The following is an 11,504-nucleotide window of genomic DNA, read 5'->3' on the forward strand; positions in this document are numbered from 1 at the left end:
AACGCATCGGGAGTAAAGCCCCCGATGCGTTTTTAATTCGCTCTTCTTCTTCTTTTAAGAATTAAAATAAGAAATAAGAACACCAATAAATAAACGACAATTAACGATGATATATGTGGTATATTGAGTCCACTTTTCTTTGTTAAGACATATATTTCTGATTCATCGCGATCGATAATTAGATTATATTGATTATCATGGCTTCGAACAAGGTCTCCTCCAAGTAAGCCGCGCAGCTCTTTCCCGCCTTCTAGCTGATTTTTTGTCAACGTAACCTTTTGGGATTTTCGTGTATTATTGATTGCAATAATGGAGGTTTCACCTTGGTAGACACGCTTATAAACAGACATCCCATCCTGGTTATAGAGCATCTCCATTGCTCCTCTTGTTAATGAAGGCAGTGTATTTCTTAATTCACCCAGCTTTGTAATATAGTCGATTAGCTCCTTTTCTGCTCTAAAACTCATTTGCCGGCGATTGTCTGGAATTTCTCCACCATTTAATGCAATTTCGGTTCCATAATACACATCCGGAATTCCTGGAGTCGTATAGAGATAGGTCAAAGCCGTTTTCCAGCGTGAGCCTGGAAACTGCCTCTGGTCCACAATGTCACTCGTAAATCTGACGGTGTACTCATTATCAAAAAATGTTCCATTTTGAAAAGCTGATTGCCCGTTTTCAGTATTCGATGAGACTGAATGTAAGGATTGATTCGTATTCGCAAAGGCTTTCCGTAAAGACTCACTTTGATTATAATCAAACAAGCTATCGATACCAGCGCTTTGAAATTTATTTAAATCAAGTGAAGTATTTTCTGCCGGAATTCCTTGTAGGAAGAAGTCCTTTTTATCTTTTTTAACATCTCTCGAAAAGTCCTTCCAAAAGCTTAATGGAACATGATTTACTTCTGGCAGACCAAAACCATCCACTTCTGTCTTTTTCATCCACCATTTAGCTGCGTCAATTAAATATTTTTTTACTTCCGGATTATCTTGATTTAGGTCAGGCAAGCCATTTACCCATCCATTTTCAATTTGCTCCCGATTATTCCAATCGGCTATTCCTTGTTTTGGATGAAACCAATTGCTTTTGCTAGGATCTTTCACCCACGGATTGGTAGCTGCTACATTGTTAGTAACAAAATCAAGAATCACTTTCATTTTTCTTTGATGTGCTTCTTTTACAAGCTTTTGAAAGGTTTCGAGCGTTCCAAAATGCTCGTCCACTTTATAAAAATCATTTACCCAATAGCCATGGTATCCATTCTTGGCATTGGCAAAAATGGGGGTTAGACGAATGGCGGTAAAGCCCATATCCTGTATGTAATCCAATTTATCGATTATCCCTTGAATATCACCGCCATTAAAAGTTAACGAATCTTTTGTATTTGTATCTATATCATTGCTTGTGTCACCGTCATTAAAGCGGTCGACCATGATTGAATATACCGTTTCATCCTGCCATAAACGTTTTTCTTTTTGTACCTTAGCGCTAACCGGAATGGATGAAAATAACAATATTGCGATTAAAATGAGTGTAATCCGTTTCATTATAATATCCTCCTCATAAAAAAAGCGGGGGAACGGGCCCCCACCCTACACTTATTTTAATCCAACCAATGCCTTATTCCAAATTTAAACTAACAATTTATTTTTCTAATTTACTATGTTGATATTATAATCTTTAAACCATGTGTGAAGCTGTACAAGGTAAGCCAATAATTGCGGCCCTGTCATCAACTGGCCAAACCATGGCTCTTGAAAGGATTTCCCTCCTGAATCGACAATTGCCTCTAGCTTCTCTTTATTAAAGAATTCATGTAAGGCTGAGGATTTATCCTGCAGAACATTTTTTAAGATTTTCTGGACCGCCATTGTATACTGTGGATTATGTGTTTTAGGATAAGGACTTTTCTTCCGGTAAAGAACTTCTTCTGGAAGGATTCCTTCAAATGCCTTCCGTAACAGTCCTTTTTCTCTTCCCCGATACATCTTCATCTCCCATGGGATATTCCAAACATATTCGACCACCCGGTGGTCTGCAAATGGGACTCTTACTTCAAGACTTGCTCCCATACTCATTCTGTCTTTCCGGTCGAGCAGGGTGGTCATAAACCAGGTCATATTTATATAGAATAATTCACGGCGTTTGGCTTCTTCTAAGCTTTCTCCTTCTAATTTTGGAGTTTCCGCAATTGCCTTTTGATATTGCTCCAAGCAATAATCCTGTAATTGTAATTTTTCCTGCCAATGAGGCTTTAATAAATTTTCCCGCTCTGACACTGAACGCATCCACGGGAACCCTGGCCGCTCCAAGTCCTGTTTGCGATGGAACCATGGGTAACCTCCAAAAATTTCATCAGCACATTCACCGGATAGACTTACAACAAAATCCTTTTTTATTTCCTTACAAAACCAAAGCAGTGAGGAATCAATGTCTGCCATCCCTGGTAAGTCTCTTACATGAACCGCTTCGATTAAATCACTAACTAATTGCTGCTGAGAAATGACCTTATTACGGTGCTCGGTGTGAAAATTGTCTGTTATCATTTTAATATATTTTCCGTCCGCATCTGGCTGAAACTCATTCGATGAAAAATATTGGTCATTTCCTTCATAGTCAATCGAATAAGTATGAAGCTTCCCTTTATTTTGATCTTCGAAGCCTTTGGCAGCAATGGCAGTGATAATACTTGAATCCAGACCACCTGATAAAAAGGTACATAACGGTACATCGGAAACAAGCTGCCTGGTCACTGCATCACTAACTAAAAAACGGACCTTTTCAGCCGTTTCCCCTATACTATCCTGATGTTTTTCGCTTTTTACATTCCAATAGCGCCAAATCTTTAATCCCTCTTTAGAAAAAGTTAACGCATGTGCAGGCCTAAGCTCCTGAACTCCTTTAAACACACCTGACCCAGGTGATCTTGATGGACCTGCTCCAAATATCTCAGCCAGCCCTTCTTGGGTTACTTCGGTTTTCATTTCCGGGTGTGCAAGGATTGCCTTTATTTCCGATGCAAATAAAAGCCCTTTATGATGTTCCGTGAAAAATAGCGGTTTTACCCCTAGTCTGTCTCGTCCTATAAAGAGTTTTTCGTTGTTGCTATCCCAGATTGCAAAGGCATAGATCCCGTTTAAGTAATTTACGCATTCTTCCGCCCATTCTATATAGGCAGTTAACAGAACTTCTGTATCAGAATGACCTTTAAAGGAATATCCTTTAGTAAGGAGAATTTTGCGGATATCTTCAGTGTTATATAATTCCCCATTATAGCAAATGGTGAATTTTGCGCTTTCCTTTTGTTTGGACATGGGCTGCCTGCCCCCTTCAGGGTCGACAACAATAAGACGCTTGTGCCCAAAGCCTACATGTGTCTCAGTCCAGATGTTCGTTTCATCAGGGCCTCTCTTTGCCAGGGTTTTGGTCATTTTTTCAATTATATTTGATTCGTTTCTTACGTCCATATCATAATTAATCCATCCAGTGATTCCACACATGTACGTATCTCCTTTCAGTAAATCGAACTGACTGTACATCCAATTTATGGTTTATTGTATTCAGCCCATTATTTTTGGTTATTTGTCCATTATCAGAATCGCAAATTTTGGTATACCAAAAGGGTTTATATATTAATACTTAATTAAAAGGCTCTGTTAAACTTGGTTGTTGATTTGCGCTCCAAGCACTTCGCTTTCCGCGGGCGTGCCGGGGAGCCTCCTCGGCGCTTTAGCGCCTGCGGGGTCTCCCTTGCCCCGTACTCCCGCAGGAGTCTTCGTGCCTTCCGCTCCAACCAACAGTGGTAATAATCAACAATGGCCTTTAACACAGCAAATTAAAATAAAATTACCTTGTTATAAAATTTCAGGAAGATGTCTAAAAAGGATGATGAAAGCATCTGGTACGGAGGTTAATAATGAATCGACAACAACGAATGAATCTTTACGATATTCAACAAAGAGCCTATACCGAGGGAACAGTCGAACAAATTAATGATCAGTGGATATTTTTTGATGAGGAGACGGAAGAAGCAGCTATGCTGGAGGATTATCTACAGCAGGAAATTGAAGTTTTCCGGATGAATCGATGGAAAAAAGGGATTTTGTATGAGTCTGGGAAAATTCGAATCGGAAAAGAAGCGACCATGCTTCGGGATCATGACCTGGTGAGAATCCGGAAGCATTTAGTCTACTCCCTCGAAAGGCTTTTAGAAGGGGTTAATGATGACGCATTCTTCCAATTTGTTACCACATTAAACTCGTTAAACTTTTCTATTTACGATTGTATTTATTGCTACAATCATCTCTCATTTTTATCGGATGAACACCGGAAAGATGGCGTAAATTTTATGGTTTTTGATAATCAGGAGCAAATTTGCAATGTTCAGCATCATTTTTTCTACTACGAAAAGGTTAACGACCGCTTCGAATTCACTTTAAATACCGGAAAAAGACTTATTATCGAGAAAATGATTTCATGAAACGAAAAGGCAGGGATGATCCCAGCCTTTTTTAGTTTCCAATAAATCTGGCATAAAGCAATTTTGCTTTTACACTATCATTTGTTCCATGGACTAATACACGCCCATCCTTGAAAATAACCATGGAAATTTGGTCGTCAGGGGAAAATCGGAGCAGAAAGTCATTGGCAAGCACTTTGCCGCTTTTCTTTAAACTTGCTCCTAATTTTTTTAAATCAATTTCTCTTTTATCGCGAAAGTATATTTGCACTGTATCTCGACCGCAAAGCGTTGTATAGACTATTTGCTGCCTAGAGGACCGATCTAAAAACTCAAACTCCCGTTTACCACAAGCCGGGCAATCTGGATTTCTTCCTTTTGTTATATCCATCTGCAAAAACTCATTTGACCATATATCCAATTGTTCCAGGTTCGGGCTCGTCTCTGCCTCAACGATTATTTTTATCGCTTCCATTGCCTGAAAAGAACCGATAATACTTGTAAGCGGTGAAAGAACCCCGATCGTATCACAGGTTTCCCCCGTACCAGTTGGAACATGTGGAAAGAGGCAGCGATAGCAAGGTGTTTTCCCCGGAATAATTGCTGCAAACATCCCCCTTGAACTGACCGCTGCACCATGAACCCAGGGGATACCGTGTTTAACAGCTGCATCATTAATTAAAAAACGCGTCATAAAATTATCCGTACCATCAACAATCACATTGACATCCTTTAATAAATCCTCCGCGTTTTCGAGGTTTACATCTGCAATCACCGGTTCAATTGTAACACCGGAATTAATCGCATTTAGCTTGTTCTTTGCCGCAATCACTTTGGGTAAATGTAATCTTGCATCCTTTTCCTCAAAAAGAATCTGCCTCTGTAAATTTGATAGTTCAACTAAATCCCTATCTATTAACTTAATATAGCCAACCCCAGAGCGAGTAAGCTGGTTGGCAATCACGGTTCCAAGTGCTCCAACGCCAACAATGGCTACTCTGCTATTTAGCAATTTACGCTGCCCCTCTTCACCAATGGGCTGAAAGAGAATCTGTCTTGAATAACGTTCTAAATCGCTCATGAAAATCTTCTCCTCACTAATAACGAAATTATCTAAATATTTTAATTTTATTTTTTCTTTTTAAAAGTTATAATAAATATTGGAAGAACTTCTCAGATTTTTTTCTAATATAATTAGAGATTAGTATAAAATCACAAAATAGAAAAGAGGGGAAAAATTTGAATCTTGGCGGTTTTAAAAACAAAGAAGTAGTTGTGGATTTAACATACGGCACTGTTAATTACAGAACGATTAATGAAGAAGATGCAAAAAAATACATAGGCGGCCGTGGACTCGGTGTCAAATATGTATTAGATAATGGTCCCGAAGTAGAACCATTATCTGCTGAAAACGCTCTATGTATCATGACTGGCCCTGTTACGGGATCGCGTTCTTCTATGAGTGGACGCCTTTGTGTGGTTACAAAATCTCCACTTACAGGTACTGTGACTGATTCTCACATCGGCGGCTGGACGGCTGCACGATTAAAGTGGGCAGGTGTCGATAATATTATCTTCACTGGAAAAAGTGATAAGCCTGTTTACCTTTACATTGAAAATGGGCAGGCTGAACTCCGGGATGCTTCGAATCTTTGGGGAACAAGCACAAGAGCCTTTATTAAGGCGATGAAGGACCAATACGGTGAGGAAGACCTTAGCGTCATGACGATTGGTCAAGCCGGTGAAAATACTGTTCGATTTGCATCCTTTATTAATGAACATGATCGTGCAGCAGGCCGTGGCGGCACTGCTGCAATTGCCGGCTATAAAAAGTTAAAAGCGATTGTTATTAAAGCGGCTCAAAAAGGAAACATGCCAGCAGCAAAATTAGAAAGCGATTACAAAGAAGCTAATAAAAAAGCAGTAAAAGCGATCCTTGATGGCGGACTAACAGCGCCGAATAAGGGCGGTTTATCTGTTTATGGAACAAATGTATTGACCAATCTCATCAATGAGGTTGGTGCCCTTCCAACGAAAAACTCACAATTCACACATTGGGATGAAGCAGAAAAACACAGCGGTGAATTCGTAAACACCCATTTGCGGGTGGCAAACAATACCTGCCACGCCTGCCCTGTAGGTTGTAAAATTGAGGTAGAGGTAAAAGATGGAAAATATAAAACTCGAGTAGAAAGCGTTGAGTTCGAATCTGCCTGGTCCCTTGGTTCAAATTGCCTCTTAAGCAATGCCGAAGCGATTTCCTATCTAATTGACCGCTGTAATGAGTATGGTCTAGATACAATCGAACTAGGTCATGCTTTCTCTGTAACCATGGAAGCCTATGAAAAAGGCATCATATCCGAAGAACTGATTTGGGGCGATGCTGATTCCATGATTGAATTAACAAGAAAAATTGCCCATCGTGAAGGCTTTGGCGGTATTTTAGCTGAAGGTCCAGCGCGTGCAACTGCTCTCTGGGGCGCCCCTGAATTATCTATGTCTGTTAAAGGTCAGTCGATTCCTGCTTATGATCCACGTGGTATTCAAGGAATCGGTCTTGGCTATGCAACCAGCAACCGTGGTGCCTGTCACTTGCGCGGCTATACTGTCGCGAGTGAAATCGCCGGTATTCCTGAACCAACTGACAGGTTAAAGCCAGAAGGCAAAGGCGAATTATTAAAAATATTCCAAGACATGCTTGCCTTCTCTGACTCTATGAACATTTGCAAGTTTTCGTCTTTCTCTGAAAGTGCTGAACACTACGCAGAACAATATAGTGCCATGACTGGTATCCCAATGACAGCTGAGGATGTAATGAAGGCTGGAGAAAGAATTTACAATCTTGAGCGCTACTATAATAATCTTGCAGGCTTCGATAAACGCGAAGACGACTTTCTTCCAAAACGATTCACTGAAGAACCTGCATCAGGAAACAGCGCTGGTCATGTAAGCCGTATGGATATCATGCTAGAAGAGTATTACCAGGTTCGCGGTTGGAAAGATGGCATAGCCACAAGTGAGAAGCTTCGTGAACTAGGGATTATTGATCCTGAAATAAAACAAACGATTTAATAATGAAAAGGCTTCTGCGAGTTATTGCAGAAGCCTTTTTCACCCGCCTACTCTGGTGGTTTTATATCGATATTTTTTAATAAGATCATCTAGCGCATTCTCATCATTAGCACAAATGCGAATTTGGATAGCATTGACCTTAAATATTTTTGTGAAAAAAATCTCCATTTCTGATAAAACCTGCCCTTCCCAGCTATCTGCAGAATAAATAAACGGGAATGAGTCAGTTATCCGTCTTGCCCCGAGCTCTTCAAAATACATTCCGAGATGTTCCTTACTAATCCCACGAAACTCTAAATCCCGATGTGGCATTTTAACCTCCTGCAACAGGCGGAAAAAGAGCAAATTGATCCGTTTCATTTACTTTAGTTTGAAGATCATCTAGATGGATAATATTCCTTCCATTTACATACACATGAACAAAAGGAAGCAGCGCTTTCTCACTTGAAAAAATTTCATTTTGTAAATTAGGAAACATTTCAACCATTTTATCAAGAACATCAATTACTCGTTCGCCATCTGGCTGAACTTCTACAGTAACTCCACCGCAAATTTGCCGGAGATTAGCAAACACCTTTACAAGCACAAAACCCTCTCCTCTCTATATATTTCAATATTAAAAGTAAATAACTAACTTGTCACTAGGGTTATCTTAAAAAAGCGCAAACAAATAGGCTGTCTTTAATAGACAGCCATTCCTTGTACAAATATCATGGACTCAAAAATGACATAGGCAATTGAACAAAGCCTAAATATAATACTAGCAGAAATGCCACCACAAACTGAATCCAAAATGCAGAAACTCTCCTTTGGTTAGCAACTCTGCCAAGAATCATTTCAAATAAACCAATTACCCAGAGACCAACGACTGCTTTTAACCAATACATTGGTGTAATATTTCCAATCCCGTTTAATTTGGCTAGAAGCCCAATTCCTGTTGCTATAATGAGTAAGTACAGCACCCTTAAGATCATTTGAACAATTTTAGCACCTTTTGCTTTTCCTCCTTTATGTAAGGAAAGAGCCACAAAAAATAATATTAGCGCTAAAACCCACGAAGTAATATGAGCGTGAATCATCGAATTGCCTCCTTATGTATGTTTATTTCGTTTATTCGGAAACTATCATACCATAGGGAGTTCCAAAAATCGAAAAAAGTATGTTCTAAAATAGACAATTAATATGATATTGTTACTAATTTATGTCAGATAATTTTTTTGAATTTTTGGTGATTGTTATCATTGGGCCGTATGAAACAAGTGGTGGAATCATGGCTCTAACCTGCCCTTCATCTGGCAGCGTGAAATCAATCATCGGTGAATTTTCGTCAATTTTTCTTCCAAAAGTGGTGCCAATTTTTTTTATTACGCTTATTAAATGCTCGTTATTTCGGAATTGAGTGGATGTTAATAATATTTTACCATTCCGCTCACAGTACACTTCGTTTGGTCCATTCACCAAAACTTCTGTAACATCACTATCCAAAAGAAGTGATTTAATCGGCCCAAATGCATGGAAAGGAGTTATCATCTTAAGTTTAGGTGTAGATGATAAACTTCCACCGGAAGATGATACTTTTTTCAATCCTCCGCCTGTTTGATTATTTTTTTCTTGAATGCGCTTTAATAGACCCATTCAGTCGACCCTCCTCTTTCGGTAACTGGCTGGCATTGTGCTAATGCACTTTAGCCCCTTTAGCTTTGCGTCACTGATTTTCATCAGTTTTGCCTTTATCGAGAATCAGTAAATTTGTTATCGACTGTTCTCACTATTATCATAGTATGATTTTACCTCACATAATATCCTACTAATCTATCATTTATAAGCTTAAACAATAGTTATTATGACTCATTTTAATGTTTTTCAATAAAAAACTTTATTTGGGCTAATGAATCACATTACACTCGCCCAATCATAGAATGTAAAGATATTAATAAAAAAAGGGTGTTGAACATGCCAGCAATTGTTGGAGTTGCACAGGTCATAACACTTGGAAGCAGCTCTGTTTTCCATATTGGCGACGTTTATAAGATTATGCCCCTCTCCACTGCCAAAACCTTTTCTGGAGCAGGGTCCTTCAATACCGGGGAGAGCTTACATCTTAATAACAATATTAGCTCAACCAACACAGCTGACTCTGATGTCATCGATCAAGGAATAGCTCTTAATGCTTAATGAATGGGTGGTTTACAATGAATTTTTATATCCAGCAGTCCATTCAGATTCATTTTATTAGAATTAGTGGAATATCCAATTCCTCTGTCTTTCAAATTGGCAGCGCTGGAATCATAAAACCGGCGGCACATCTTTACAATACTGGAGGATTTACAGGGCCTGCACCCACTGCACAGAAAGTTGGGCAGCTTCCATCAACCTCCATGAGTGCCCCTGCCGTCCCTTTACAGGCGCCGGTACGAACGACAGGAAAATTGTGAGGTGATTGAATGTATCAGGATTTTTACCAATACCTTCAATGGCTACAAATGACTCTTCAAGCTCAAGAACAAAGAATTGCGGCACTGGAGTCTTCTCTAAAAAAAATCCAAGAAGAAATGAAGCAATTAAATGAAAAGAAATCTATACACGTCGACAAAATCGAATATAAATTTGATCAATTGAAGGTCGAAACTCTTGAAGGAACCTTAAACATTGGCCTAAATCCATCGGATTTATCCGAAGTCGAAGACTTTGCGGTACAAAATCAATCATTAACCACTCCCATCGCCCCCAAAGCTCAAATGCAACGATCAATGAAAATTGAAGAAGCAATTTATAGATATTTAGAAACAGATTTACCACTCTTAGTAGAAAATACAGAGAAGGAATTAGGCCTGCAGCCGAATGAATCCTATTTTTCCTTTATTAAACAAGATATCATCAAACAGCTTCCTAATAGGATTGAATACCATTTAAACACCCATAAAACTAGGAACAATTCTTCAGAACATGCTAATTATGAGGAGTTAATCATTGAAACGTTAAAGCAGGAAATCCAAAATGGCGTACATTTATTTTTAAACAATTTGCCAGAACATGTGAAAGGAATGGGAAAGAATGAACTTTGAAGTCTATAATAGGGAACTCTGTGTAGGAAGTATCCGCATTATTGGGGTAGCGAGTTCCTCATTAGTCTTCGTAGGCGATACTGAATCAATACAGCTTGCGTCTACATTCGACACCCCTGCAGAATCGTTAATCATTGGACCGTTTGTTCCTTTAGCACCGGAAGGGAGATAATTATGTTTGAACGGACTTCTTGTGTGGATAGAATAAACGTCAAGATTTTTTCTTTTGCCTCCATTTTTCAATTGGGGGATTCATGCATTGTGAATGGACTGTCACGAGCTTTAGCAGTTCAAAGGGAAGCAGAAATTTTTTATGGGGATGAAGGAGATCTCTCCCCCTATCGGGTGTTTTCAGAGCCCATTCCTTTCCAACCAATTACTGAAGCTGTTACTTTTTATACTCACAATCAAAGTCCTAAAATTAAAGTTAACGCAATCGATATTATCGGCGTATCTTCTTCTTCTGTTCTTCACGTTGGAAATAGTAAGCATATATCCATGGAGGCACGAGTTAAGCATATTAGACAGCTCCTTCCTATTCCTAGATCGGAGGAGGATAAGGAGACGCAGAGTGAAAAATAAACGAACAGGGACAACGATAAACGAATAGGTTACCAGTAGAATCATATTAATGGAGTAAAACCAAAAAGGATGTTTTTTATGCCAGCAATTATTGGTCCAGTACAAATTGTAAACGTAGGCGGGGGAATCGTTCAATTCGGAGATACTGTTTATATATCTCCAAAAAGCGCCTCTAAAACTGCTGCAGGTTCAGGGGCATTTAATACTGGTGGATTAATTGTAACAAATAACGGTTTAAATGGAACCAATGTTCTTGATACTAATTTAATTGATCAGCCTATAGCGGGCAATAATTAAAAATGACATAAACCAATACATTGGTC

Annotated in this window: 15 protein-coding genes and 1 riboswitch; of the genes, 8 read left to right on the forward strand and 7 right to left on the reverse strand. The window is 39.1% G+C overall.

Annotation, left to right across the window (positions count from 1 at the left end; translation table 11 throughout):
* Positions 1 to 32 precede the first annotated feature (32 nt).
* Together LC455_RS18235 and asnB are read right to left on the reverse strand one after the other, a co-directional pair.
* Positions 33 to 1,550 (reverse strand): alpha-amylase family glycosyl hydrolase, encoded by a 1,518-nt coding sequence (locus LC455_RS18235; protein WP_223592876.1) that lies wholly within the window; start codon positions 1,548 to 1,550, stop codon positions 33 to 35.
* Between the two features lie 105 nt (positions 1,551 to 1,655).
* Complete coding sequence (gene asnB / locus LC455_RS18240; RefSeq protein ID WP_223592877.1) at positions 1,656 to 3,503, reverse strand: asparagine synthase (glutamine-hydrolyzing); 1,848 nt, start codon at positions 3,501 to 3,503, stop codon at positions 1,656 to 1,658.
* A gap of 416 nt (positions 3,504 to 3,919) precedes the next feature.
* On the opposite strand from asnB, the gene LC455_RS18245 reads away from it, so the two are divergent.
* Positions 3,920 to 4,483, forward strand: coding sequence for a DUF2777 domain-containing protein (locus LC455_RS18245; RefSeq protein WP_223592879.1), 564 nt, complete (start codon positions 3,920 to 3,922; stop codon positions 4,481 to 4,483).
* Positions 4,484 to 4,514: 31 nt separating this feature from the next.
* On the opposite strand, the gene LC455_RS18250 is transcribed toward LC455_RS18245, so the two are convergent.
* On the reverse strand, positions 4,515 to 5,543 hold the full coding sequence (locus tag LC455_RS18250; RefSeq protein ID WP_223592881.1) for a ThiF family adenylyltransferase: 1,029 nt from the start codon (positions 5,541 to 5,543) through the stop codon (positions 4,515 to 4,517).
* A gap of 158 nt (positions 5,544 to 5,701) precedes the next feature.
* On the opposite strand from LC455_RS18250, the gene LC455_RS18255 reads away from it, so the two are divergent.
* Positions 5,702 to 7,534 carry an aldehyde ferredoxin oxidoreductase family protein gene (locus LC455_RS18255; RefSeq protein ID WP_223592883.1) on the forward strand — a complete coding sequence of 611 codons (1,833 nt, stop codon included), beginning with the start codon at positions 5,702 to 5,704 and terminating at the stop codon, positions 7,532 to 7,534.
* 39 nt (positions 7,535 to 7,573) lie between these two features.
* Here the strand turns inward: LC455_RS18255 and LC455_RS18260 are convergent, their stop codons facing one another.
* The 4 genes from LC455_RS18260 to LC455_RS18275 all read right to left on the reverse strand — a co-directional run bounded on the left by LC455_RS18260 (position 7,574) and on the right by LC455_RS18275 (position 9,169).
* Positions 7,574 to 7,846: a hypothetical protein gene (locus tag LC455_RS18260; protein WP_223592885.1), complete on the reverse strand. Its 273-nt coding sequence runs from the start codon at positions 7,844 to 7,846 to the stop codon at positions 7,574 to 7,576.
* A gap of 1 nt (position 7,847) precedes the next feature.
* Positions 7,848 to 8,120, reverse strand: a complete 273-nt coding sequence (locus LC455_RS18265) for a ubiquitin-like small modifier protein 1 (RefSeq protein WP_223592887.1) — start codon at positions 8,118 to 8,120, stop codon at positions 7,848 to 7,850.
* A gap of 124 nt (positions 8,121 to 8,244) precedes the next feature.
* A complete protein-coding gene (locus LC455_RS18270) occupies positions 8,245 to 8,613 on the reverse strand; it encodes a YisL family protein (RefSeq protein ID WP_223592888.1) in 369 nt (122 codons plus the stop codon).
* Positions 8,614 to 8,728: 115 nt separating this feature from the next.
* Entirely contained in the window at positions 8,729 to 9,169 is a 441-nt protein-coding gene (locus tag LC455_RS18275; protein WP_223592889.1) for an ATPase, T2SS/T4P/T4SS family, read from the reverse strand.
* 17 nt (positions 9,170 to 9,186) lie between these two features.
* Positions 9,187 to 9,273: riboswitch (cyclic di-GMP riboswitch) on the reverse strand.
* 214 nt (positions 9,274 to 9,487) lie between these two features.
* On the opposite strand from LC455_RS18275, the gene LC455_RS18280 reads away from it, so the two are divergent.
* The 6 genes from LC455_RS18280 (at position 9,488) to LC455_RS18305 (ending at position 11,478) form a co-directional block, all read left to right on the forward strand.
* On the forward strand, positions 9,488 to 9,709 hold the full coding sequence (locus LC455_RS18280) for a spore germination protein (RefSeq protein ID WP_223592890.1): 222 nt from the start codon (positions 9,488 to 9,490) through the stop codon (positions 9,707 to 9,709).
* A 17-nt stretch (positions 9,710 to 9,726) separates the two neighbouring features.
* Positions 9,727 to 9,969 (forward strand): spore germination protein GerPB, encoded by a 243-nt coding sequence (locus tag LC455_RS18285; protein WP_223592891.1) that lies wholly within the window; start codon positions 9,727 to 9,729, stop codon positions 9,967 to 9,969.
* A 9-nt stretch (positions 9,970 to 9,978) separates the two neighbouring features.
* Entirely contained in the window at positions 9,979 to 10,599 is a 621-nt protein-coding gene (gene gerPC, locus LC455_RS18290) for a spore germination protein GerPC (protein ID WP_223592892.1), read from the forward strand.
* The gene (locus LC455_RS18295) at positions 10,589 to 10,771 is read left to right on the forward strand and encodes a spore gernimation protein GerPD (protein WP_223592893.1); all 183 of its coding nucleotides are present in this window, start codon (positions 10,589 to 10,591) and stop codon (positions 10,769 to 10,771) included. The genes gerPC and LC455_RS18295 overlap by 11 nt, the downstream gene beginning before the upstream one ends.
* Before the next feature lie 2 nt (positions 10,772 to 10,773).
* Complete coding sequence (locus LC455_RS18300) at positions 10,774 to 11,181, forward strand: spore germination protein GerPE (RefSeq protein ID WP_223592894.1); 408 nt, start codon at positions 10,774 to 10,776, stop codon at positions 11,179 to 11,181.
* A gap of 78 nt (positions 11,182 to 11,259) precedes the next feature.
* Positions 11,260 to 11,478 carry a spore germination protein gene (locus LC455_RS18305; protein WP_223592895.1) on the forward strand — a complete coding sequence of 73 codons (219 nt, stop codon included), beginning with the start codon at positions 11,260 to 11,262 and terminating at the stop codon, positions 11,476 to 11,478.
* Positions 11,479 to 11,504: the final 26 nt, after the last annotated feature.

The organism is Neobacillus bataviensis (assembly GCF_019969725.1).

Excerpts from the sequence above, each read along its gene's own strand:
- LC455_RS18305 (WP_223592895.1), top strand. The coding sequence starts at position 11,260 with ATGCCAGCAATTATTGGTCCAGTACAAATTGTAAACGTAGGCGGGGGA.
- LC455_RS18270 (WP_223592888.1), bottom strand. The coding sequence starts at position 8,613 with ATGATTCACGCTCATATTACTTCGTGGGTTTTAGCGCTAATATTATTT.
- LC455_RS18245 (WP_223592879.1), top strand. The coding sequence starts at position 3,920 with ATGAATCGACAACAACGAATGAATCTTTACGATATTCAACAAAGAGCC.
- LC455_RS18300 (WP_223592894.1), top strand. The coding sequence starts at position 10,774 with ATGTTTGAACGGACTTCTTGTGTGGATAGAATAAACGTCAAGATTTTT.
- gerPC (WP_223592892.1), top strand. The coding sequence starts at position 9,979 with ATGTATCAGGATTTTTACCAATACCTTCAATGGCTACAAATGACTCTT.
- asnB (WP_223592877.1), bottom strand. The coding sequence starts at position 3,503 with ATGTGTGGAATCACTGGATGGATTAATTATGATATGGACGTAAGAAAC.
- LC455_RS18235 (WP_223592876.1), bottom strand. The coding sequence starts at position 1,550 with ATGAAACGGATTACACTCATTTTAATCGCAATATTGTTATTTTCATCC.
- LC455_RS18250 (WP_223592881.1), bottom strand. The coding sequence starts at position 5,543 with ATGAGCGATTTAGAACGTTATTCAAGACAGATTCTCTTTCAGCCCATT.
- LC455_RS18275 (WP_223592889.1), bottom strand. The coding sequence starts at position 9,169 with ATGGGTCTATTAAAGCGCATTCAAGAAAAAAATAATCAAACAGGCGGA.
- LC455_RS18260 (WP_223592885.1), bottom strand. The coding sequence starts at position 7,846 with ATGCCACATCGGGATTTAGAGTTTCGTGGGATTAGTAAGGAACATCTC.
- LC455_RS18285 (WP_223592891.1), top strand. The coding sequence starts at position 9,727 with ATGAATTTTTATATCCAGCAGTCCATTCAGATTCATTTTATTAGAATT.
- LC455_RS18295 (WP_223592893.1), top strand. The coding sequence starts at position 10,589 with ATGAACTTTGAAGTCTATAATAGGGAACTCTGTGTAGGAAGTATCCGC.
- LC455_RS18280 (WP_223592890.1), top strand. The coding sequence starts at position 9,488 with ATGCCAGCAATTGTTGGAGTTGCACAGGTCATAACACTTGGAAGCAGC.